At 40.9% G+C, this 23,536-nt stretch carries 18 protein-coding genes and 2 pseudogenes; 12 read left to right on the forward strand and 8 right to left on the reverse strand.

Annotated elements, in window-relative coordinates:
* Positions 1-138: 138 nt before the first annotated feature.
* Positions 139-1,515, forward strand: a complete 1,377-nt coding sequence (gene murA / locus B4U84_RS09415; RefSeq protein WP_017313619.1) for a UDP-N-acetylglucosamine 1-carboxyvinyltransferase — start codon at positions 139-141, stop codon at positions 1,513-1,515.
* A gap of 186 nt (positions 1,516-1,701) precedes the next feature.
* On the forward strand, positions 1,702-2,577 hold the full coding sequence (locus tag B4U84_RS09420) for a M48 family metallopeptidase (RefSeq protein ID WP_131117262.1): 876 nt from the start codon (positions 1,702-1,704) through the stop codon (positions 2,575-2,577).
* Between the two features lie 233 nt (positions 2,578-2,810).
* On the opposite strand, the gene B4U84_RS09425 is transcribed toward B4U84_RS09420, so the two are convergent.
* Both B4U84_RS09425 and B4U84_RS09430 read right to left on the reverse strand, forming a co-directional pair.
* Positions 2,811-3,239 (reverse strand): helix-turn-helix domain-containing protein, encoded by a 429-nt coding sequence (locus B4U84_RS09425; RefSeq protein WP_131117264.1) that lies wholly within the window; start codon positions 3,237-3,239, stop codon positions 2,811-2,813.
* 92 nt (positions 3,240-3,331) lie between these two features.
* Positions 3,332-3,643, reverse strand: a complete 312-nt coding sequence (locus tag B4U84_RS09430) for a type II toxin-antitoxin system HigB family toxin (protein WP_131117266.1) — start codon at positions 3,641-3,643, stop codon at positions 3,332-3,334.
* A 268-nt stretch (positions 3,644-3,911) separates the two neighbouring features.
* Here B4U84_RS09430 and B4U84_RS31535 point away from each other — a divergent pair, with 268 nt between their 5' ends.
* Complete coding sequence (locus tag B4U84_RS31535; protein WP_242677585.1) at positions 3,912-4,061, forward strand: MerR family transcriptional regulator; 150 nt, start codon at positions 3,912-3,914, stop codon at positions 4,059-4,061.
* 264 nt (positions 4,062-4,325) lie between these two features.
* On the opposite strand, the gene B4U84_RS31540 is transcribed toward B4U84_RS31535, so the two are convergent.
* From B4U84_RS31540 to B4U84_RS09445, 4 genes and pseudogenes are all read right to left on the reverse strand, one after another.
* Positions 4,326-5,060: tetratricopeptide repeat protein (locus B4U84_RS31540; RefSeq protein WP_242677586.1), on the reverse strand; the 735-nt coding region annotated here is incomplete at its 5' end.
* A 1-nt stretch (position 5,061) separates the two neighbouring features.
* Positions 5,062-5,248 (reverse strand): annotated as a pseudogene (locus B4U84_RS31545) (tetratricopeptide repeat protein); the annotation flags it as partial.
* A gap of 16 nt (positions 5,249-5,264) precedes the next feature.
* Positions 5,265-6,955: pseudogene (locus B4U84_RS31550) on the reverse strand (tetratricopeptide repeat protein); the annotation flags it as partial.
* Positions 6,956-7,464: 509 nt separating this feature from the next.
* A complete protein-coding gene (locus B4U84_RS09445) occupies positions 7,465-7,863 on the reverse strand; it encodes a hypothetical protein (protein WP_017313614.1) in 399 nt (132 codons plus the stop codon).
* A gap of 647 nt (positions 7,864-8,510) precedes the next feature.
* Between B4U84_RS09445 and B4U84_RS09450 the strand changes: the two genes are divergently transcribed.
* From B4U84_RS09450 to B4U84_RS09480, 6 genes are all read left to right on the forward strand, one after another.
* Positions 8,511-8,894 carry a hypothetical protein gene (locus B4U84_RS09450; RefSeq protein WP_017313613.1) on the forward strand — a complete coding sequence of 128 codons (384 nt, stop codon included), beginning with the start codon at positions 8,511-8,513 and terminating at the stop codon, positions 8,892-8,894.
* 409 nt (positions 8,895-9,303) lie between these two features.
* A complete protein-coding gene (gene glgX / locus B4U84_RS09455) occupies positions 9,304-11,454 on the forward strand; it encodes a glycogen debranching protein GlgX (RefSeq protein WP_131117268.1) in 2,151 nt (716 codons plus the stop codon).
* 191 nt (positions 11,455-11,645) lie between these two features.
* Positions 11,646-13,475, forward strand: a complete 1,830-nt coding sequence (gene treZ / locus B4U84_RS09465; RefSeq protein WP_131117272.1) for a malto-oligosyltrehalose trehalohydrolase — start codon at positions 11,646-11,648, stop codon at positions 13,473-13,475.
* A 102-nt stretch (positions 13,476-13,577) separates the two neighbouring features.
* On the forward strand, positions 13,578-16,412 hold the full coding sequence (gene treY / locus B4U84_RS09470) for a malto-oligosyltrehalose synthase (RefSeq protein ID WP_131117274.1): 2,835 nt from the start codon (positions 13,578-13,580) through the stop codon (positions 16,410-16,412).
* A 465-nt stretch (positions 16,413-16,877) separates the two neighbouring features.
* Complete coding sequence (gene nifX / locus B4U84_RS09475; protein WP_017313608.1) at positions 16,878-17,258, forward strand: nitrogen fixation protein NifX; 381 nt, start codon at positions 16,878-16,880, stop codon at positions 17,256-17,258.
* 329 nt (positions 17,259-17,587) lie between these two features.
* Complete coding sequence (locus B4U84_RS09480) at positions 17,588-18,034, forward strand: TOBE domain-containing protein (RefSeq protein ID WP_017313606.1); 447 nt, start codon at positions 17,588-17,590, stop codon at positions 18,032-18,034.
* A 140-nt stretch (positions 18,035-18,174) separates the two neighbouring features.
* Here B4U84_RS09480 and B4U84_RS09485 read toward each other — a convergent pair whose 3' ends face one another.
* A complete protein-coding gene (locus B4U84_RS09485; RefSeq protein ID WP_131117277.1) occupies positions 18,175-18,774 on the reverse strand; it encodes a hypothetical protein in 600 nt (199 codons plus the stop codon).
* 544 nt (positions 18,775-19,318) lie between these two features.
* Between B4U84_RS09485 and B4U84_RS09495 the strand changes: the two genes are divergently transcribed.
* The 3 genes from B4U84_RS09495 (at position 19,319) to B4U84_RS09505 (ending at position 22,648) form a co-directional block, all read left to right on the forward strand.
* Entirely contained in the window at positions 19,319-20,239 is a 921-nt protein-coding gene (locus tag B4U84_RS09495; RefSeq protein WP_207390948.1) for an alpha/beta fold hydrolase, read from the forward strand.
* A 241-nt stretch (positions 20,240-20,480) separates the two neighbouring features.
* Positions 20,481-22,283, forward strand: a complete 1,803-nt coding sequence (locus B4U84_RS09500) for a S8 family peptidase (RefSeq protein ID WP_131117283.1) — start codon at positions 20,481-20,483, stop codon at positions 22,281-22,283.
* Positions 22,284-22,360: 77 nt separating this feature from the next.
* A complete protein-coding gene (locus tag B4U84_RS09505; protein ID WP_026082188.1) occupies positions 22,361-22,648 on the forward strand; it encodes a hypothetical protein in 288 nt (95 codons plus the stop codon).
* A 370-nt stretch (positions 22,649-23,018) separates the two neighbouring features.
* Here the strand turns inward: B4U84_RS09505 and B4U84_RS09510 are convergent, their stop codons facing one another.
* Positions 23,019-23,489 (reverse strand): DUF3574 domain-containing protein, encoded by a 471-nt coding sequence (locus tag B4U84_RS09510; protein ID WP_017313601.1) that lies wholly within the window; start codon positions 23,487-23,489, stop codon positions 23,019-23,021.
* Between the last annotated feature and the right edge of the window lie 47 nt (positions 23,490-23,536).

Below are 23,536 nucleotides of genomic sequence, written 5' to 3' on the forward strand. Positions count from 1 at the left end.
ATGCCCAATGCCCAATGCCCAATGCCCAATTCCCCATGCCCGATCCCCAATCCCCAATATTGTGATGCAAAAAGATGGACAAATTAAATCTTTCATGTAGAATCGAAACCAACTTGAAATTTGTAAGATTTAAGATTTTTGGAGGGTAGGCTTATTAATCCTTCTAGCAGCTTACAAGATGCTAAATTGTCATCTGTTGCAGACTCCTCAGTTTTGCAAATCTGTGGTGGGCATCCGTTGCAAGGTCATGTAAAAATTAGTGGGGCGAAAAATTCAGCACTAGTCATTATGGCTGGGGCTTTGCTTTGTTCAGGGGACTGTCACATCCGTAACGTACCTTTGCTCGCAGATGTAGAGCGCATGGGTCAGGTATTGTCGGCTTTGGGTGTTAGTTTGCGGCGCAATGGTGACAATTTAGACATCAATGCTAGCGAAATTACCTCATCCAAAGCTCCCTATGAACTGGTAACTCAGTTGCGAGCCAGTTTTTTTGCCATCGGTCCCATCCTGGCACGTTTAGGAATAGCACAAATGCCTTTACCAGGAGGATGTGCAATTGGCGCTAGACCAGTAGATCTCCATGTCCGGGGACTCCAAGCAATGGGAGCCGAAGTACAAATTGAGCATGGTATTTGTAATGCTTACATCCCTGGTAAAAACCGTCGCTTAAAGGGAGCAAAAATCTACCTAGATATTCCCAGTGTGGGAGCCACAGAAACGCTGATGATGGCAGCGACTCTAGCAGAAGGTGAAACAATCATTGAAAACGCCGCCCGTGAGCCAGAAGTTGTTGATTTGGCAAATTTCTGTATAGCAATGGGAGCAAAAATTCAAGGTGCAGGCACGAGTACAATTACCATCGACGGCGTTTCCAAACTACATTCTGTTGAGTATAATATCATACCTGACCGCATCGAAGCCGGAACTTTTCTGTTGGCGGGAGCAATCACCCGTTCAGAACTGCTCCTTTCGCCCGTCGCCCCAGATCATCTAGTACCAGTGATTTCCAAATTGCGGGAAATTGGCGTGAGTGTAGTTAAAGAAACACCAACTTGCTTACGTCTCCTCAAAGCCGACAGATTAATAGCGGCAGATATCGAAACCATGCCCCATCCTGGTTTTCCTACCGACATGCAAGCGCCATTCATGGCTTTACTGGCGATCGCAGAAGGCGATAGCCTAATTAATGAAACCGTATTTGAAAACCGCTTGCGTCACGCCTCCGAGTTAAATCGCTTAGGGGCAGACATTCGTGTTAAAGGTAACACTGCTTTCGTCCGGGGAGTACCACTATTATCTGGCGCACCTGTAATTGGTACAGACTTACGAGCCGCCGCAGCTTTAGTTGTCGCCGGCTTGGCAGCAGACGGTAAAACCACTATCCAAGGATTGTCCTACCTTGATCGCGGCTACGATCGCCTTGATCTCAAATTACAGCAATTAGGAGCAAAAATTCAACGTTTACCCGGTTCCGAGGTAAAAACAGAAATTGCTCCTGGCGCGCTCAATACCTGAACCATCTAAAAAGCTGTATTTTCTCTTTGTGTCTTGGTGTTTCAAATATTCTTTTTCACCACCAAGACACAAAGACACCAAGAAATACCACCAACCACCAACAACTAATCTCGCTATACTAGGCTTTGTAGGGCTGGTATCAAACCAACTCCATTACAAACCTCACAACTTTCCACTTGCTTTGCTATGTTATCCTCCAAAACTCAGCTTGTTGGTCTGAAAGCAGACTCATTTCGTCACCCCCTAGACCTCGAAGCAACCAAAGCGCTGAAGCAGATTCCCGGTATAGATTTGATGGTGCGGAATGTCCTGGGGCCAGTGGCGGAGCAATTATTTTATGTGGAAAACATTGCATCTAGTATCTTGGTGGGCGAAAACCAACTACCCCATTTACACAAACTATTATTAGAAGCTTGTCATGTTTTAGACATTGAGCCACCGCAGTTGTATATCAGACAACATCCGGCTCCGAATGCTTACACTTTTGCGATGCGGGGTAAGCAGCCTTTTGTAGTGCTGCACACTTCCTTAATTGATATGCTCACACCAGAGGAAACTCAAGCAGTCATTGCTCATGAACTGGGACATCTCAAGTGTGACCATAGTGTTTATCTGACACCAGTCAATATATTAATTTTGGCAGCAGCAACTTTGCCTAATATCGGTGGATTTATTGCTCAAGCAATCCAAGCACAACTTTTGGAATGGGTTCGTTGTGCAGAATTTACCTGCGATCGCGCCGCATTATTAGCAACCCAAAATCCCAAAGCCGTGATGTCTGTGTTGATGAAATTAAGCGGTGGTTCACCAACTCTCGCACCCCAACTTAACCTTGATGCTTTTATTGACCAAGCCCGCGCCTACGATGATATTAGTAAAACCGAACTCGGCGAAATGGTCAAAGTCACCCGCACAGCCCAATTAACTCACCCAGTACCAGTATTGCGGGCGCGAGAAATTGACCGTTGGGCAAGTAGCACGGAATATGAAAGATTGTTGCAAAATCCAAAGTTAGAAATTAGCAGTGATGATAGTAAAGGCGTTAAGTGGCGCAACTGGTAGATATTAGACTTCTGGTGATAATTAACTATACGTTACCCAAAATCTTTGTAGAGACGTTGCATTGCAATGTCTCTACATTATTTTCAAGGCAGATCTAACCTACCTTCCGCACCTAACTAACAGTTAAAATTCAAGAGACTTAATGAGAATATTGACTTTCATTGACCCAACTGTAGACCCTGTATCATAGCCTACAGCTAATGTAACCTCTATCAAATACTTAGGTAATACAATTAGGCTACCTCTAATGAATCTTTATAATCGGGATTTACTGGAAAAAATACAGCAGGTGAAACCTTAAAAAATTCTCCAAGTTTTTGAATGTGTTCAACCGTTAACTTACGCTTGCCACTAAGAACATCAGAAACAATTGATTCTGTTTTGAAAATAGGAACCAAATCTTTTTGTTTTAAATTTAATTCTTCAATCAAAACTTTAAGAAGTTCTACACCATAAATATCTGGCACTAAATCTTGTCCTTGTTCGTATTCACTAATCAAAACTCCAAGTAAATCTAGATAATCTTCTTCCGCTTCAGTCAATTCACCTTTATCAAGTAAGCGATCTACACAAGCTTGTGTTTTCTGAAAATCTTCTTCAGATTTTATGGTGCGTGGAGGAAAATTAGTAAGTAATTCAGTATATGTGAGATTGTTTTGCATTTTGTCATTTTTAGAATCGTTTTTTAATTGTTGTCACTAAGATTGATACAATATCAATTTTAGTTTTATTGTAGTGATAGCACCTTTAATAACTATTCACTATCAAACCATTCGTCATTCTTCCATTTATCTTTATCGTATTCTGCATGAGTTAGAAACTCACGAATGTATATAGCTTTTATTTTATAGTTAATACAGGTTATTAACCTATATTTGTTTCCTCCAATATCAAAAATGACGAAGTTTTTAACTTGGTCAGGTGCAAAGATGGAAGTAGCTTTAACATCAGTAAAACTTTTCCATTCTTGCGCTTTTACAAGCTTTATCCAAGCTCGTATACTAGACTCTCCATCAGGATATTTTTCACAAGCTTGCTTGAGTCTGGTTTCTGAGATAATACGCATCGTTTGGGGTTTCCTCTACACTTTGTAATTGCCATATTTGTTGCTCCCTATGAATTCACTGGTTTTTAAAATTAATACAATGCCTTATTTAATAACAGACATGAAATAATCTTAGCAAATTGCGAAGTTAATTGCCAAGACTTTATTTGTGAGTATTTTTGCTCAAATATTGTTATCTCGCCAAAGCTTGCCAGGACTTTGATAAGATTTGGCGTAATTCCTTCTTTCACAAGTTCGACCGAGGAGCGACATTTGGCGAGGTTAACCTTTGAACAAGCAACAAGCAGCAGATTCTCTTGGTGTTAGTGTCCGCGCTCTTGAGCGATATGTCCAGCAGGGGCGAATTAGCGTTTGTAAGACGCGATCGCCTATGGTAAAGTCAGCTAACCTTATTTACTTAGGGATTTGGACAATTTGAGCGATCGCTCCATTTTTAAATTAATAATCACGAATCATATAGCAATCCGTGTAGAAATTGTGAAAGGTAAGAGGTCAGATCCCCGACTTTTTTAAAGATACAGCTGGTGAATAGTGGGTTTGATCCCTCGTTCGCCTACAAATTGGTTGTAGAGACGCGCCATGGCGCGTCTCTACATCTGGTGGAATGACGAAAAATCTTAATGAGGGATGTCACCTTTGATTCGCCAGCTGTATCCTTTTAAAAAGTCGGGGATCTTGTTGTTCACGACCTACGAATTATTTTCTTAACCAATAGCCACAGCCAATAAAACGGTAAAATTATTATTACCAACAAGAATTTCAAAAATAAATTAAACAGCCATTTCCAAATAGCACGGGGAGACAACTGGCGTTGCAGAATCGTCAGATTTTCTCGAATTGTCACTGTCTTGGGATGATTGACCCCTAACAGCCGTTCACACATCGCCAAAGCATCAATGTAGAGAGATTCGGCTTCACTATACCGCTCTTGGCTATTGTAGAGCAAAGCTAAATTGTTCAAGCTAGTAGCCATATCGGGATGGTCACCAACAAACAGGCGCTTGCTCATTGCCAAAGCTTCAATCAAGAGAGGTTCGGCTTCACTATACCGCCCTTGGCTACAGTAGAGCAAAGCTAAATTGTTCAAGCTAGTAGCCACATAGGGATGGTCGCCAACAAACAGGCGCTTGATCATCGCCAAAGTATCAATGTAGAAAGGTTCGGCTTGACTATACCGCCCTTGGCTATCGTACAGTCCAGCTAAAGTGTTCAAGCTAGTAGCCACATCCGGATGATCGCCAACAAACAGGCGCTTGATCATCGCCAAAGCATCAACCAACAGAGGTTTGGCTTCACTATACCGCCCTTGACTACGGTAGAGTTCAACTAAATTGTTCAAGCTACTAGCTACATCGGGATGGTCGCCAACAAACAGGCGCTTTCTCATTGCCAAAGATTCAATGTAGAGAGTTTCGGCNCTAAATTGTTCAAGCTACTAGCTACATCGGGATGGTCGCCAACAAACAGGCGCTTTCTCATTGCCAAAGATTCAATGTAGAGAGTTTCGGCCTCACTATACCGTCCTTGGCTATCGTAAAGTGCAGCTAAATTGTTCAAATTAGTAGCCACATCCGGATGGTCGCCTGCAAACAGGCGCTTTGTCATCGCCAAAGCATCAATNTTAGTAGCCACATCCGGATGGTCGCCTGCAAACAGGCGCTTTGTCATCGCCAAAGCATCAATCAAGAGAGGTTTGGCTTCACTATACCGCCCTTGGCTATCGTAGAGCAAAGCTAAATTATTCAAGCTAGTAGCCACATCCGAATGGTCGCCTGCAAATAAAGCTTGGCAAACAGTGACGCATTGCTCACGCCAAGGTTCTGCTAATTGATATAGTCCTTGTCCTTCATAAAATCTTCCCACTCCCAAAAATATCCAAATTACTTGATCATTGGGAACTGATGCTGGGGAAATTATCTGTTCCTCACCTGCTTTGTTAATCTCAGCAATTAATCGATTTCCCAGGTCTTCAAGATGGGGAACAAAAACGCTGAAAAATTTGATTTGCTCAGAGGTAGGTGACTGGGGGATCTTTTGAGCAAGAGTTATCATTGCAGTGGCGAAGGTTGTTTCTAAAACTGATTGCATTTCGCCAGCATTGGCTAATTGCTCTTGCAAAAACCACCGCACTAAAGCATGAATTTGATAATATCCTTGGCTGTCTTCTACCTGTTGCAGCAAGTTGCGTTCGTAGAGTTGCTTTTTAGCTGCGTTTAATTCTTCAGCACCCCACCCCGCCAAAGCTGCGCTTTTGCTCCCCTCCCCGCTTGCGGGGAGGGGTTGGGGGTGGGGTGCTTCTGTTTCTGTTTGCTCAATGTTTTGACTTTCTATCGCCACCCAAATTACCAAATCCCAAAGAATCAATTGAGGAGCAAATAAACTCAAAAATCTGCCTAGTTGTTGCGCTACTGGGTCGAGTTCATCCCAAGTTAAAGCAAAGGCGGCTTTAACTCCCAGTTGAGTTGAGTTAATGGTTTCCCGGTCTTGTAAAGCTGCTTCTGCTAATTTACGTTCTTGCAATTGCCTTAACATTGTGTCCAGAGATAATTCTAAATCCCGGACTAAATAACCTCCTACTAACTCTATCCCCAAGGGTAAATATTCCAGCAATTTACAAATTGCAGTTGCGGCTTTTGGTTGGTTGTCAACTCGCCCGTCTTTGTTTCCCAACAGTTTTTTTAACAATTCTAAGGCTTTACCTGGTTCTTTTTCTGGCGAGAGAACATCTAAAGCAATCTCTTGAATAAAATTTGGGTCTAGATTTCGCAACCGAGTAGTCACCAAAACTCGAAAGCGGTTATCACTGGGTACAACTTCGCGCAAATTGTCTAAGCTAGTGACATCATCAAAGATAATTAATATAGGTAAGTTAGCTTGGGGATATTGCGACCAACACCAAGCGGCTTGTTGCTTTAGGCTTAATAATTTTCCCCCTCGTTCTTGGGGAATCTCCAAACCCAGTTTGACAAAAAACTCCAACACTTCAGCAGCGAGATTGCTGGCTCGGTCATTAAACCAAGCAATTCCCCCATAATGATCTTGATATCGTCTGGCGTATTGGGTAGCTAATTCTGTTTTACCTACACCTCCCATCCCAGCTATGGCGACATAATCTCCGCGCTGCAAATCTTCATCCAGTTGTGTGAGTTCTGTTTCTCGCCCCACAAAATGCACCGAACCGCGATAGGGGATAGATTTTGTGGGAGTTAGCTGTTTTTGTCCTGCAATGATTTGAGTGCCGATGTTAACATTAGCATCAGAAGCAGCGAAAACACCGATTTTGTCAGCAATTTTCCTGGAATCTTCAGACATATATGATTAAATTTAATGCCATTGAACTAATTCTTCAGTAGTGGCGTGGCAAGGCTAAAATGTTGCAATAAATCTCTAATTTTTTCTCTGCGTTCTCTGCGCCTCTGCGGTTTATTAATGCAACATTTTAGCTGTGTCAGTCCAGTAGTGGCGTGTCTAGACTAAAATGATGCAATAGAAAAGGTTGGTAGTAAGCGCTTTAAATAAGTCGGCGCTAATATTTATAGCTATGTTAAGAAATTTAAATGTAGGGTGCGTTATGCCGTAGGCTAACGCACGGTCAAGAATTCAAGGCGCGTTGCGCTGCGCGATAACGCACCCTACAGCTAATTTATATTTCTTCATATACATTGAATTTTTCCCGCCGACTTACTTAACGCTAAAAAAACTAAAAATCTAATGCACTATTTTAGTCTAGACACGCCAGTAGGATGTGTTACGGCTTTAGCCTAACGCACCGTTTTGAAATCATTGGCGGTGCGTTAGACGTTCCGTCATAACTACTACTACTAAAAAGACATGTTTTCAATATTACCTGTTCCACCCGGCATGACTACCTGACCAATTTTATCTGCCAACTTTGCTAAATTAGGCATAGCCAGAATCTCTGCAAATTTCGGATTTGGTTCGGCTTTTGCTGCTGTTGCTAATTCCTCTGCTGCTTGCGCCACTTCCGGATCAGCTTTCGCCGCAGCTTCTACTTCCAATACTGCCTTACCATAATCTAGCGGTTGTTCTGGTGCTTTTTCAATAGCAGCGACAATTTGAGGAGACTGTTTTCTCAGCTTCACAATAAACTGACCAGTCTTATCCCATAAAGCTTCGCCTACCTTTTCTCCCGTCTTTTCTAACGCTTTGGTGGCGACTACAGAGCCAATTGCGATCGCAGCAGTAGTTAAAGGTTCCATGTGCTACTTTGCTTATGTGCATTCTAATTAACTTAGGAATACACGAGTTTGATTGTACATTAGGCAATTTCAATCAAAATTTTTGATTTCGTTAGGACACAAGTTGTTGTCGTTAGGACACTAAGTTGTGTCGTTAGGACACTAAGTTGTGTCGTTAGGACACTAAGTTGTGTCGTTAGGACACAAGTTGTTGTCGTTAGGACATTAAGTTGTGTCGTTAGGACATTAAGTTGTGTCGTTAGGACACTAAGTTTGTTTTTTTCAAATCGTTCTACTTCGCCATCAATCCTATCTGGTTTGTGAGAATCGCAAAAGCCAGATCCCCGACTTCTCTTAGGATACAGTTGGCGAATCAGGGGTGACACCCCTCATCAAGATTTTTCGTCATTCCACCAGATGTAGAGACGCGCTGTTTGAAGCGTCTCTACAATCAATTTGTGGGCGAACGAGGGGTTAAACCCACCATTCGCCAGCTGTATCCTAAGAGAAGTCGGGGATCTGATCTCTCACGCAGCACTTCAGCAAAAACACTAATACTAATCTCAAAAAACTTGAGCAAAAATCTAATTTTATGTGAAATTTGCTGATGCAGAATGAAATTTGATTAAGACAAACTAGCTCTAAAAGTATTGATGAGGAGCGTAGCTATGTCTCGTAAAAAACGCACATCCCGCGTTTTAGAAAAAGCCGAATTAAGAGCCTCTGGACTCAAAGCAATTGATCCAACTATGGATTTTGGCGATGTTCGCAATTTGCAAAATATGACACAATTAATCGATCAATATCGTACCAAAATTGATGCTTATAATACTGCGTTAACTGTAATTGATTCTTCCAAAACCGAGATGAAAGAATTAGAAAAAAAATTGGGTGATCTTTCAGAAAAAATGCTAATTGGTGTTGCCTTTAAGTATGGCAAAGACAGCGTAGAATATGAAATGGCTGGTGGTGTTCGTAAAAGCGATCGCATTCACAGAAGCTCTGTCAGCCGTATAAAAGCCAGTACAGAGGAAATGCCTGTTAGTCAATAGTCATTGGTCATAAATCAGTTATCAGTTATCAGTTATCAAATTAAACTGGTAACTGTTAACTGTTAACTGATAACTGAGAAAGTGTTCTAGTTTTGTCAAGAGATCTTGAGAATTTGGGAATCAGTATTTTGAGGTTGTGCTATCGAGCGATCGCTTGATTATGCCCGAAATTGTAGCAAAATTGTCTAAGTGAGTTACCAAAAAATTGACAAAAATCACCATTTGTGGGGATGTCAGGATTCACTGAATTAGTAAAAATTATGCCAACAGGTTGAGTTACAAAACTTTTTATTTGTTTTAATATTTGAGATACTGCGAAAAGCTAAGGCGTGTTGTGCTGGGCAAGATTTTGTCATGCGCGTTAGCTTAACTGTCCTGCCTGATAAATCTGCAACAGGAGTTTGACTGTATGTACTTCTCACTCTGGCCTGGTAGACCCTATCCTCTGGGAGCAAACTGGGATGGCAAGGGTACAAATTTCGCAATTTTCTCGGAACATGCGACAAAAGTTGAATTGTGTCTATTCGATCAAAAAGGTCGAGAAACCCGCTTAGAAATTAAAGAAGTTACTAACTTCACTTGGCATGGTTATGTTCCTGGGATTGGCCCTGGTCAAAGGTATGGTTTTAGAGTCCACGGCCCTTTTTCGCCAGAAGAAGGACATCGGTTTAACCCCAACAAACTATTAATTGATCCCTACGCAAAAGCAATTGATGGCGATGTCCGCTTTGGTGAAGAAATCTTTGGTTATCCTTGGGATGATCCAAATGAAGATTTAGGTTTTTCGGAACTTGACGATACTCATTTAGTTCCCAAATCAGTTGTCGTTGATCAGTCTTTTGATTGGGAAGGAGACGTACTACTGCGAACTCCTTGGCATGAAACTGTGATTTATGAAACTCATGTCAAAGGTTTTACCAAACTACATCCAGAAATTCCCCCAAGGCTACGCGGAACTTATGCCGGACTTGCTCATCCAGCCGCGATTTCTCACTTGCTATCTTTGGGTGTAACGGCAGTAGAATTAATGCCAGTCCATCATTTTTTGGCTTATCCCGGACATTTAGTAGATAAAAGCTTAAAAAATTACTGGGGCTACGATTCTCTTTGCTACTTAGCTCCTTACTCTGGTTATAGTGCCAGTGGTTCTCTCGGACAGCAAGTGCGAGAGTTTAAGCAGATGGTAAAAGCATTACACAATGCTGGCATTGAGGTAATCTTAGATGTAGTTTACAATCACACGGGTGAAGGCAACCACATGGGGCCAACTTTATCCTTGCGTGGCATTGATAATGCTTCTTACTACCGTCTGGTTGATGGCAATTGCCGTTACTACATGGATTTTACTGGTTGTGGCAATTCTCTCAACGTCCGCCATCCCCAAGTACTGAAACTGATTATGGATAGTCTACGGTACTGGGTGTTGGAATGCCATGTTGATGGTTTCCGTTTTGACTTGGCTTCGGCATTAGCTAGAGAATTATACGCGGTTGATCGTCTGGCAGCTTTCTTTGATATTATCCACCAAGACCCAACTCTAGCAGATGTGAAGTTAATTGCTGAACCTTGGGATGTGGGTGAGGGAGGCTACCAAGTAGGCGAATTTCCCCTGTTGTGGTCGGAGTGGAATGGGAAATATCGCGATACAGTGCGGGACTTTTGGCGTGGAGAAGACAGCCGCATGGCAGAATTTGCTTATCGGTTTACAGGCAGTTCCGACTTATATCAGTTTAATGGTCGGAGTCCCAGCGCTAGTGTAAATTTTATTACTGCTCATGATGGCTTTACTCTCTATGACTTAGTTAGCTACAACGAAAAGCACAACGAAGCCAACGGCGAAGAAAACCGAGATGGAGAAAGCCATAACCGCTCGTGGAATTGCGGTGTTGAAGGTGATACGAATGATTGGAAAATCACACAACTGCGGCGAAAGCAACTGCGGAACTTCTTGACTACGCTGTTTCTTTCCCAAGGTGTACCCATGTTAGTGATGGGTGATGAAATGGGGCGATCGCAACGAGGAAACAACAATCCCTACTGTCAGGATAACGAAATTTCCTGGCTGGATTGGGACTTGCAAGAAGAAAACGAAGCACTGTTAGACTTCACTCGCCAATTAATTGACTTACGCCGCAGACATCCAGTATTACGAAGACGCAAATGGTTCCAAGGTCGAGCTATTCACGGCTCTGGTGTGCATGATATTCTATGGTTTAACCCCGATGGTGCTGAAATGACAGAGGAACAATGGAACGATGGCTTTACAAAAGCAATCGGCATTTTCCTCAATGGCGAAGAAATAGCTACACCAGGGCCAAGAGGTGAACGAATTATTGACGAAAGCTTTTTATTATTCTTCAACGCCCATTATGAAATGGTGGAATTCATAATTCCCAAAGGACTACAAGACTGGGAATGGCTCACTATTATAGATACTACTAAACCCCGCTTTGTGCAACGCGGTAAACGTTACATTGAAGATAAACCTGTACAAGTAGAAGCGCGATCGCTTGTGATGTTGCAACGTATGGGCAAAGTTTCTCACAATGATGATGATTAGGGATCGGGGATCGGGGATCGGGGATCGGGCATGGGGCATCCATTATTCTCCTTTGTCTCCCTGCTCCCTGCTCCCTGCTCCCTGCTCCCCACACTCCCCACACTCCCCACACTTCCCTTTTCCCCGATCCCCGATCCCCGATCCCCGATCCCCAATCCCTCACACCTAACTACTAACTACCAACAATTAATATGCATATCGGTTCTCAATATTTAGGCGATCGCACTTGCAAGTTTACTCTCTGGGCGCCCTTAGAAAGTGATGTTGCTGTTCATCTTGTCGCCCCTGACGAAAAATTTATTCCCCTGCAAAAGGATGAAAGGGGATATTGGCAGGTAACTGTCAATAATGTTGAGCCTGGATGTCTTTATTTTTACCAGTTAGATGGTCAAGTTGACCGAGCCGATCCGGCTTCTCATTCTCAACCCCAGGGAGTTCATGGGCCTTCGCAAGTGGTTGACCACAGCAGCTTTACCTGGACTGATGCTGACTGGCAGGGAATTCCTCTAGAGCAAATGGTAATTTATGAATTACATGTTACTACTTTTACTGAGGAAGGTACATTTGAGTCCATAATTCCTCGGATACCAGAATTGCTGGAATTAGGCGTCAATGCGATTGAAATTATGCCCGTTGCTCAATTTCCTGGCGATCGCAACTGGGGTTATGATGGTACTTTCCCCTATGCGGTACAAAATTCTTATGGTGGCGTTGATGGCTTGAAAAAATTAGTAGACGCTTGCCATCAGCAGGGAATGGCTGTAATTTTAGATGTTGTATACAACCATCTTGGCCCAGAAGGCAATTATCTTTGGGGATTCGGCACATATTTTACTGACCATTACAAAACACCTTGGGGTAGTGCAGTTAATTTTGACGGGTCTTACAGCGATGGGGTACGGAATTATTTCGTGCAGAATGCGCTTTACTGGCTAGAAACTTTCCATATTGACAGTTTGCGTTTGGATGCAGTTCACGCTATCTATGATTTTGGCGCTAAACATATTTTGGCAGAAATTGCCGAAGCAGTTGCTGACCTTTCGCAACGAGGATATCAACGCTACCTGATTGCTGAAAGTGATTTGAACGATCCCCGGATTATCCGTTCTCCCGAAGTTGGTGGTTACGGAATACACGCACAATGGAGTGATGATTTCCACCACGCTTTACACACTGTACTGACAGGAGAAAATCAAGGATACTACCAAGATTTTGGTCAATTAGAACAACTGGCTAAAGTATATCGCGAAGGTTTTGTTTACACTTGGGACTACTCCCCTCATCGTCATCGCTATCACGGAAATGAAGCTAGCGGTTGTTTGTCACAGCAATTTGTGGTCTGTTCTCAAAATCACGATCAAGTTGGTAATCGAATGATGGGCGATCGCCTTACCTCCCTGATCTCCTTTGAAGGGTTAAAATTAACAGCGGCAGCGTATTTGCTATCTCCTTATGTACCGTTGTTGTTTATGGGTGAAGAATATGGTGAAACAGCACCTTTTCTCTACTTTGTCAGCCATAGTGATCCTGACTTAATTAAAGGGGTGAGGGAAGGTAGAAAGGCGGAATTTGCAGCGTTTTTTGAAATTTATGGTCAAGAAGCGCCAGATCCACAAGCAGTAGAAACAATGAAGCGATCGCGTCTGAATTGGGAAAAGCGTCATGAGGGTAAAAACCGGATGTTATGGTTGTTTTACCAAAAATTACTCAAACTGCGGAAGGAAATTCCTGCACTTGCTAATTTGGATCGCCATAACTTAGAAGCATCTGTGATTGAACCAAATAAGGTTTTACAGCTGCGACGGTGGTGTGAAAATAACGAAGTATTATGCTGGCTCAACTTTAACCCAGAAGTTGTTAATATAAAAGCAAATATACCTAGTGGCCCCTGGAAAAAACAACTGGACTCGGCTGATCCTGCTTGGGGTGGTAACAACTCCCAGTTACCCGAAATATTAAACGCACAATCTCAGGAAACGCTTTTACTTAATCCTGAGAGTGTAGTTGTTTATTGTCAATAGTCTTTTGTCATTAATCATTTGTCCTATTTCATTTGTAATTCTAATGATCAATAGCTAATGACTAATGACCAATGACCAATAACCAGTGACTCATAACTAATCATGGAAATACCAGTAGCAACATACCGGATACAGTTCACCCCTAGCTTTGGTTTTGATCAAGCTAAAGCGATCGCCTCTTATTTAGCAGAACTAGGAATATCTGATTTATACGCATCCCCAATTTTAACTGCCAGAAAAGGTAGTACTCACGGTTACGATACTGTTAACCCCAACCAAATTAATCCCGAATTAGGCGGAAGAGAGAAGTTTTTAGAATTAGTTGCAGAACTCAAGAATTTTCATATCGGTTGGGTGCAAGATATAGTACCAAACCATATGGCATTTGATAGTCAAAATCACATGCTTGTAGATGTTCTGGAAAATGGTTTTGACTCTCAATATCGAGAGTTTTTTGATATTGATTGGCATCATCATTATCCAGAAAATAAAGGCAAAGTTTTAGCACCTTTTTTAGGTAAATTTTGTGGTGATTGTTTAGAAAGTGGAGAACTCAAACTCCAGTATGAGGAAAACGGATTAACTATCAACTATTACTCACTCAAATTCCCCATTCGGATTGAATCTTACTCTCAAGTTTTTACCTATGATTTAGGACGTATACGGGATAAATTAGGTAGAGACCATCCCCATTTCATGAAACTTCTAAGTGTTCTCTACATGTTGAAATATATTCCATCAGGGGAAGAAGGAAGAGAACGCTACGACCAAATTATTATTATCAAACGGATGTTGTGGGAACTGTGGAATGATAGTCCCGAAATTCAGGAATTTATTGAATATAGTATTCGTGCATTCAATGGTGAACCCGGAAAACCAGAAAGTTTTAATCACTTAGAAAACTTACTAGCTGAACAATTTTTCCGCCTCGCTTACTGGAAAGTAGGAAATGAAGAACTAAATTACAGACGTTTTTTTACTGTCAATGATCTCATTTCGCTCAAAATCGAAGACGAACAAGTTTTTCATACTACTCACGCCTGTATGTTGAAGTTGGTTCAAGAAGGAACAATTAGCGGCTTAAGAATTGACCATATTGATGGTCTTTATGATCCCGCCCAATATCTGACTAGATTACGAGAACATGCTCCTGAAGTTTACCTAGTTGTCGAAAAAATCCTTGAACCCCATGAAGAATTACCAATCAACTGGTCAATTCAAGGTACAACCGGTTATGACTTTCTCAATCAAGTGAATGGCATTTTTTGTCAACAATGTGTAGCACCGGAATTTGATACTATTTATCAGCGTTTTTTAGGAAGAAAAGTTTGTTGTGAGGAATTGATTGACCAAAACAAAAGGTTAATTATTAGCAGACACTTAGCAGGAGATATTGATAATTTAGCTCACTTACTGAAGCAAATTTCTGGTCGATATCGCTATGCTAGTGACTTTACAATGTACGGCTTAAAAGCTGCTTTAGTAGAGATTTTGGCACTGTTCCCTGTTTATCGTACTTATATTAGTAGCGCAGGGACTAGCAAAGCAGACCGGGAATATATTAAACAGGTGATGACGCAAGCCAAAAAGAATATTCCCAACTTCCTCAACGAATTGAACTTTATTGAAAAATTCCTCATCCTTGACATTGATGAACACCTCTCTCCAGAAGATCAGGAACAATGGTTGCATTTCTTAATGCGTTTACAGCAATTTACCGGACCATTGATGGCGAAAGGTGTAGAAGATACAGTTTTATATGTCTATAATCGCCTGATCTCTTTAAATGAAGTGGGTTCCCATCCCACACATTTTGGTATTTCTTTGGAAGATTTCCATACCTTTAATCAACAGCGTGCTTCTCAATGGCCCCACGCCATGAATGCTACTTCTACCCACGATACCAAACGCGGTGAAGACATGCGCGCTCGGATTAATGTACTCTCTGAAATTCCCCAAGAGTGGGAAATTCATCTCAAAGAATGGCGTGAGATTAATGCTCCGTACAAGGAAACTGTAAATAGACAGGATGTACCAACTCCCAACGATGAATACTTTTTCTACCAATCATTGATAGGAGCTTTTCCTTTTAAAGACGACGAGTATCCAGGCTTTGTCGAGCGGATACAGGAATATATTATCAAAGCAATTCGTGAGGCAAAAGTCCACACAGAATGGATTAAACCAGATACAGCTTATGAAAATGCTTTCACTAATTTTGCCGATCGCGTCTTGAAAGATCCTCACAATAACCCATTTCTGGAAGCTTTCCGTCCGTTCCAGCGCAAAATTCAACACTACGGCATTTTAAATTCTCTCTCCCAAACGTTATTGAAGGCAACTGCTCCAGGTTTACCAGATTTTTATCAAGGATCAGAACTTTGGGATTTAAGTCTGGTAGATCCGGATAACCGTCGTCCGGTAGACTTTGAAATTCGACAAAAATATCTGCAAGATATCAAAACCAAAGCAGCACAAGACCTATCAGGTTTGATTGCAGAGTTGCTGCAAACCCCAGAAGATGGACGAGTGAAGCTATTCCTGACTTATCAACTTTTGCAAGCACGGCGAGTATACTTAGATGTCTTCCAACGAGGAACCTATGTCAAATTGTCGGTAGCAGGTAGCTTGAAAAGCCATGTTGTAACTTTTGCTAGGGAATTAGCAGATACAAGAATAATTGCAATTGCTCCTCGTTTCCTCACCTCCCTAGTTAAAGAAGGTGAGTATCCTTTGGGTGAACAAGTATGGCACGAAACCCGCATTGTTCCCCCTGCTGGTTCCTCTGATGTTTGGTATGATGCCATCACAGGACATAAAGTCCAAGGCGAAGATACCCTGTGGTTGCGGGAAATATTACAACAATTCCCCGTAGCATTGTTGGTTAATCATGTAGAAACATCAACAACAGAAGATAAAAATCAGGAAGCAGAATAGGATAAAAACTTGATCTTTTTTTGAAAGAGATCCCCGACTTCTATTAAGAAGTCGGGGATCTTAATCTTCAGATTCGCTGTAACTGCAAATACAGCAATTTTAAGCGTTTAATTTTATTTTGATATATTTAAATTTTTCCATAATTGTTTAATATCAACATAAAGAATAAAATCAGGTTATTTTAACATTTTAAATCGCTATTCCAGTGGTGATATGCTATCCTGACTTTAGGGGAATCAAAAATGATGGGTTGCGATCGCACTTTCTAGGAAACAATAAAGATAGTGGGAAACATGTATCGCCTCACCCAGCAAAAAAGACGCTGCAAATAACTCGATAAAATAGGTGATAATACCTGACTTATGCAGTCAATTTTAAGAGTCCATAGGGATATTAAGCGTAAATTTTGAAATCTTAACTCACTTCATAATTCACAACTCCTAACTTCAGGAGAGGATCATTAGAATGAAAATAGCCTTCACAACCAGTGATAGAGTTCATGTTAATGCTCACTTTGGATGGGCGCAAGAAGCAGATGTTTATGAAATCTCAGACGCTGGTTATAAATTTATAGAGACTCTGAAGTTTCCTGGTAGTTCTAATCAAGATAAAAATGCTGAGAGTGATGATAAAACAGCATCAAAGCTGGAAGCATTAGCTGACTGTGCAATTGTTTATGTCGCATCAATCGGTGGTATTCCTGCTGCTAAGTTAATTAAAAGAGGTGTCATGCCAGTCAGACCACAATCAGAAGAAGAACAGATTGATAGTATTCTAAATAAGTTAGTGCAAACGCTCAAGGGTAATCCTCCACCGTGGTTGCGTAAAGCTCTACAAAAAAGCTAATTTTTGTGATTTTCTTTTTCAAAAGATTTGTAGTCAGGCTAGAGCGCTACCAAAATACAAAAGACCTCTTGTAGAGACGTAGCATTGCTATGTCTCTACTTGCGACTTGCGAATTGGTATAAGTTGGTGTTTTATTGTGCTACTAATGTAAAGGGAGTTAATCGCCGCAAGCAAATTGCCTGTAGCAAATTAGTAAATGGTGGGAAAATTAAAATTAAAAAATTTTTCCTTTCATTAGCAGAACAGCCAAGAGATTTTTTTATTAAAATCAACGGTTGGTAGAATGCTACCAAAAATGCCAACAAAATACCAACTGAATTGGTAAAACTATGCCGAGAAAAGAACAAGGATGGATTACATTTCAAACCTCTGAGGAAGAGCGCAAAATGCTGGAGGAGTTTTGTCAGCAATCTCAACGCACAAAGACAGAGGTTTTACGGGAATTTGTACGTAGTCTCAACAAAGAGTCTTCAGTATCTTCAGTTTCCCTAGTCTCATTACCAACCATTCCTCAAGCAGAAGATGCTAGCACTCAATCAACAGAAGTTGCTACCCAAAAGAAACCATTAAAAGTTAGTTCTCGCAACGTTCTCAAAGGGGTTGTCACCAAGATAATTAACGGGCCAGTCAATAGTGAAGTCACACTAGAGATTGTTCATAAAGTCCAGCTAACTTCTGTAATTACCAAAGTTTCCAGCGAAGAATTAGAACTGATGGTGGGAGAAGAAGCCTATGCTGTTATTAAATCTACAGACATAGTCATTGCCAAGGAATAAATAAAAAAAGTATAATTAGGCACTCTTGTTTTAATTAGGAATTTTTGAGCAAAAAATGATCAAATATTATTACTGATGAAATAGGGTAAAATTGATTTAGCGATCGCTTATCCATCTCCAAGTAAAAATTCTCGCGTATTTTAGCTTTCAAAACAGAAGCTGAAATCATCAATGGTAAATTGACCATCAAAAGCACAGAAAGTAATACTGTAAATATCATCGACCGTCAAAGATAACCGAGTATTGGGAGGAAGCGCAGCATCGGAGTTAGCGAGATTAGCTCCTGGTAATGCTGTTTGAGTTAAAAGTTGGCGATCGCGATTATATGCAGAAAGCACTAAACGCTGTGAACTTGTGACCAAAGCACTAACAAATTGGACTGGTTGCAAAAAAGTAGCTTCTAAATATCCACCTTTCGGCGCTCCCATCAGTACCAGCAAACCTGATTTAGTCGGAAATGCAGGGTTTGAAGGCTGTATGGCGATACAATTGTCAAAAACGACGCCCAATTTTTGATACTGATCCTTCACAACTTCAAAGCATTTTAAGTCTTCTATATTTAAATCAATAGACTTAGGTCTAGCTACCTTTTCGGTATCAAATGCTGTATGCATTTGACTGTCGAAGGATGAATTTCGCTTTTGATTGTGAATATCTTGGATATCAAAGTTATCAAGCATGAATTTTTGGTCTTCAAACTTTGGCTGTTGATCAGATTGAAGACAAGCTTGCTTTGACATGACACCCCACCTCAGTATTTTCTATAAAATCATCAGATTAGTAACTATCAAGCACTAAAAAATGTATTCTCACAATACACAAAATTTTGTTTTGAGAACTATATAGTTATTGGTGATTTTGCCTACGAGTATTACTGACGTTCAAAATTATCAGTATTGTTTCTGAATAGATTACCATAAACAAAAGCTGAGAGTTTTTTTCGTCAGTGATAGCTGTTACTAGTACAAATATTGCATTTCTGGCATTTTCAGGACAAAAAACTTAAACCCCAGAAATAAAAATTACTGAATCTTCACAACATAGTCAGTACTTTTACATCTACTTCACCAGAAGCATCCCTCAAAAAAACCAGAATTTAATCTGTCTTTGGAGGTATGTAGGGAGAGTAGGAGAGTGTGAGAGTGGGAGTATGGGGAGTAATGTAGAGACGCGATTCATCGCGTCTGGGAGTATGGGGAGTAATGTAGAGACGCGATTCATCGCGTCTGGGAGTGTGGGGACAAGGAAGAGAATAAACACCAAATGACAAATGACCAAAAATCTATGTTTATACCATTAGGATTTGAACAACGTTCTGTGACTACTTCATTAGGCAGGATAGTTTACTATACTGCTGCTGGTCTACCTTGGCAAGAAAACAAAGTTGCTACCGAAGAATTAGAGACTCTGGTATTTTTGCACGGATTTGGTGGAGGTTCTTCTGCATATGAGTGGTCAAAAGTTTATCCAGCATTTGCTAGTGAGTATCGCATTTTAGCACCAGACTTAATCGGTTGGGGTCGCTCTGAGCATCCCGCACGAAATTACACAATAGAAGACTACTTGCTCACGATTCGGGAGTTTTTGCAGCAAACTTGTACTGGTCCAGTCAGAGTGATTGCTTCATCTTTGACAGCAGCGTTTACTATTAGAGTTGTGATCGCTCACCCAGAATTATTTAAGTCTTTAATTGTGACTATACCTTCTGGAATTTCTGACTTTGGACAAGATTATTCCCGTACTTTCTTTGCTCAACTCGTCAGTGTTCCTGTGATTGACAGAATCATTTACACAACTGGAGTAGCAACAGAAAATGGTATTCGTAGCTTTCTCGAACAACGACAATTTGCTCGTCCTAACCGAATATATCAAGAAATAGTCCAAGCTTATTTAGAATCAGCCAAGCAACCAAATGCTGAATACGCCGCTTTGTCTTTCGTGCGTGGTGATTTGAGTTTTGATCTCTCACTATACATTCAACAATTAACTATTCCTACGGCGATTATTTGGGGTCAAAAATCACAGTTTACTAGTCCAGAAATTGGACGTCGTCTGGCTCAAATGAATCCCCAAGCAATTAAATTTTTCCAAGAATTAGAAGATGTGGGTTTGACACCACAATTAGAACTGCCAGCAGTTACAATTGGCTTAATTAGAAAATTCTTACCTCTGTTGATTGAATTACCTACACCCGTAACCTATTAAGAAAAATATACTAGTAGTCAGGGTTATAGATCCCCGACTTCTTAAAGAAGTCGGGGATCTGTCTGTTTCAAGAGCAACCAAAAATTCTATCAATAAGAATATTTCCTTACATCGTAAGCTTTTTAGTTAAGATTTTCTTCTCTAATTTAATTTGTTTTGATTTTTCCTGAAATACATTGGAAAGAGACTGTAAATATCATTACAGACTCAAAATATTCTTTTCAGGAAATAATATTCTTACATGGAATTGCAATTTGAATCAACAGATATATTCGCTGACATCGACCCTCGACTACAAAGACTTCTCGAACGCAAAAGCAGGGGAATCGCGATAGCTGCTACGACATCAACCGAAAAAGAAGAAGTTGCAGTGATTGCTAAAGTAAATAATCTCAAAGAATGGCTATCTATGAATGAAGTCTATCCAGGTGCTGACTTGGGTACTACACCTGATGGTGAGCGAATTGTCACAGGTAGAATTCCAGTTTCGAGAATTAAACATATAAAAAAATCCAGTTGTGTTGTCAGCTTGAAACCAGCGCAAGCACTCAAACCAACTCTAGAGATTAATATTAAAGAAACTGCTACTAAACAAGACCTCTCGCCACAAAATTCTTTAGGAAAACAGGGAAGTGGTGTTGTAGTTGGTATTATTGATGTTGGTTGTGACTTTGCCCACAAAAATTTTCGCCATGCTGATGGTTCCACAAGATTGCTAGCTTTTTGGAATCAAGATGGTCATTCTAGTCCTAAAAGTCCCTATGGTTATGGTCAAGAATATAAACGGGATGAAATAAATCAAGCTCTTGGGACAAGTGATCCTTATGCTGCCTTGGGATATAAATTAGAAAATAGGGCGCACGGAACCCACGTTATGGATATTGCTGTGGGTAACGGACAAGGAAGTGGTATTTCGGGTATAGCTCCCAGCGCAGATATTGTGTTTGTCCAACTTTCTCAAAATGAATTTACTCCCTTGATTGAAAATGGTGAAAAAGCTGTAGAAAGTTGTTTTGGTGATACGGTGGCGTTGCTAGAAGCAATGAGATATATCTGTGATATTGCTGGCGATCGCCCTTGTGTGATTAATATTAGTCTGGGATTGTTCGGTGGTCCCCATGACGGTACAACTTTAGTTGAACAGGGTATTGATGCTTTAGTTTCCGAAAAGCCAAACCGAGCGATAGTAATTGCTGCTGGAAACAGCTACGATACAGGTATTCATGCATCGGGAACGGTGTTGCAGAATCATCACTTTGATCTCCAATGGCAAATTCCGCACCGAAATCCCAAACAGAAAGAGATAGAAATATGGTACGACGGAAGCGATCGCTTCCAATTAGAAATTATTGCTCCCGATGGTACTAGTCTGGGTCGGGTGGATTTGGGAGAAAACGGAGAAGTGGTAGATATTGAAGACAACACAATCATCTTCTTCACTAACCGCCAGTCTGATCCGAACAACGGCGATAATGTCATTTGTGTATTTATGGAACCTGATTTACCAGGAGGGATTTGGACGCTACGTCTCCACGGTGTTCAAGTCACCAATGGCAAATTTCACGCTTGGATCGAGCGTGAAGATAACAGCCAAACTCGTTTTCTTCCTCCCCACGATAATAGCCATACCCTCAACACCATTGCTTGCGGATATAAAAGCATTGTGGTTGGTTCCTACGATCATAGTAAAATCAATAAGCCTTTATCATTTTTTTCTAGTTCCGGCCCGACTCGTGACGGACGACAAAAACCAGATTTGATTGCTCCTGGTCATCATATCTGGGCCGCTGCTTCCAAGACAGCGACTCAAGTTACACGTATGTCTGGTACTAGTATGGCTGCTCCTGTTGTCACTGGTGCGATCGCTTTAATCTTAGCTGAAGCCCTTTCCTACAACAAGTCACTCACCATCGATGAAATTCGTGATATTCTAATGGCTAGTATTCAAAAAAATTTTCCTAATCTCGACCAGCCAGAACGTTACGGTTATGGAGCGATCGATATCAATAGAGCATTGTTAACTGTGCGAGACAAGGTCAGTTAGCTATGGTATTATGATTTCAGGCATAATGTAACTAAATTTTCCTGTAGTGTTATAATGGATGATTTGGTTTTAAACAAATGATGAAAACACACTTACGCTTGATTAAATGTTCAGGCGATAAACTCAAAAAAATAGAGCCGAACACGGGAGATTGGACTCGACAAAGCGAGAGTCCTCAAGATCCAATTGCGGTCACGGTGAAAGTTAATGAAGATGGTTATGTACCAAATTTTGTTAACCTCCGCGCCCAAATATCGCCGAAACTATTTACAGCAACAGTCACAGAAACGGATTTATATAGATTAGAAGCAGACCCACGGGTTATATCTTTAGGTACACCCAGACGTTTACATGCAACAATTTAGTTTCAGTTCGGCTAGTTTTGTGTAGAAGAGCATCAAAACTAAAGGCACCTGTCGTTATGACGTCTATTGTGAATTCATGGTTCCTTGTCTGTTTTAAGAGCAATATTTACAATAATTTACAAAAGGGTGGGCTATAAGCTCATCCTTTTAATTTTGGGTCTTTGGGGTTTTGGGGCAATAAAATAACCCGCACAGGCGGGTAAAGTCTCTTGTAGCCGTAGCACCTGGCGTGCGATTTATAATCGCCAGAGCTGAATAAATTTTTAGCGAGTATAAGTGTTCAAGCGGACATGATATTAGGCTACTTGACACTCCCCATACTTAAAAGGCAAAGTATTCTTGCTTCACCGAGCTAAGATCACCTGAATCATTAGAAGGATACGCACGAACCCTCATCAACACGTAGCACGGACTCTTGTTGAAACATACTTATATATGCTTGTCGGATTTGTGTAATTTTTTTGTTACTTTCGTTGTTGAAAGGATACAGCAATATCAAGAGCTTCGACCCCTCTTTAACCACTGTCCCGCTCGAATTCTTGAATTGACCTGTACCAGTTAATAAGGTTAGTCCATCAGGAAAAAGAGGTGTAATTTCATTGTCTATGAACCGACTAAATTCTTCTTCACTCACCATTGAACCGTCTGGTTTTGATAACCCAAAAAATAACTCGGTTCTGGCAAAATGCTCCCCATTCAACTGATTCTTACAAAAATTATTGTTGCTAATAGCTTCTGTTTTGGGAGGTTTAGCTGAGACATCTATTGCCAATGCATAGTTCAAGACTAGCCCGGTGGCTAAAGAAATGCCTAATATAGTGCGACGCATTTTTAATTTCATAATTTGCTCCATCAAGTCAATATCGTTAGTGACTAACGCTAAAAACG

The sequence above is a fragment of the Westiellopsis prolifica IICB1 genome (assembly GCF_004323185.1).
GTDB lineage: Bacteria > Cyanobacteriota > Cyanobacteriia > Cyanobacteriales > Nostocaceae > Pelatocladus > Pelatocladus prolificus_A.

Bases quoted from the DNA above. Each gene is read 5' to 3' on its own strand.
- B4U84_RS09420 (WP_131117262.1), top strand. From the start codon at position 1,702: ATGTTATCCTCCAAAACTCAGCTTGTTGGTCTGAAAGCAGACTCATTT.
- B4U84_RS09425 (WP_131117264.1), bottom strand. From the start codon at position 3,239: ATGCAAAACAATCTCACATATACTGAATTACTTACTAATTTTCCTCCA.
- B4U84_RS09430 (WP_131117266.1), bottom strand. From the start codon at position 3,643: ATGCGTATTATCTCAGAAACCAGACTCAAGCAAGCTTGTGAAAAATAT.
- B4U84_RS09445 (WP_017313614.1), bottom strand. From the start codon at position 7,863: ATGGAACCTTTAACTACTGCTGCGATCGCAATTGGCTCTGTAGTCGCC.
- B4U84_RS09450 (WP_017313613.1), top strand. From the start codon at position 8,511: ATGTCTCGTAAAAAACGCACATCCCGCGTTTTAGAAAAAGCCGAATTA.
- glgX (WP_131117268.1), top strand. From the start codon at position 9,304: ATGTACTTCTCACTCTGGCCTGGTAGACCCTATCCTCTGGGAGCAAAC.
- treZ (WP_131117272.1), top strand. From the start codon at position 11,646: ATGCATATCGGTTCTCAATATTTAGGCGATCGCACTTGCAAGTTTACT.
- treY (WP_131117274.1), top strand. From the start codon at position 13,578: ATGGAAATACCAGTAGCAACATACCGGATACAGTTCACCCCTAGCTTT.
- nifX (WP_017313608.1), top strand. From the start codon at position 16,878: ATGAAAATAGCCTTCACAACCAGTGATAGAGTTCATGTTAATGCTCAC.
- B4U84_RS09480 (WP_017313606.1), top strand. From the start codon at position 17,588: ATGCCGAGAAAAGAACAAGGATGGATTACATTTCAAACCTCTGAGGAA.
- B4U84_RS09485 (WP_131117277.1), bottom strand. From the start codon at position 18,774: ATGTCAAAGCAAGCTTGTCTTCAATCTGATCAACAGCCAAAGTTTGAA.
- B4U84_RS09495 (WP_207390948.1), top strand. From the start codon at position 19,319: ATGTTTATACCATTAGGATTTGAACAACGTTCTGTGACTACTTCATTA.
- B4U84_RS09500 (WP_131117283.1), top strand. From the start codon at position 20,481: ATGGAATTGCAATTTGAATCAACAGATATATTCGCTGACATCGACCCT.
- B4U84_RS09505 (WP_026082188.1), top strand. From the start codon at position 22,361: ATGATGAAAACACACTTACGCTTGATTAAATGTTCAGGCGATAAACTC.
- B4U84_RS09510 (WP_017313601.1), bottom strand. From the start codon at position 23,489: ATGAAATTAAAAATGCGTCGCACTATATTAGGCATTTCTTTAGCCACC.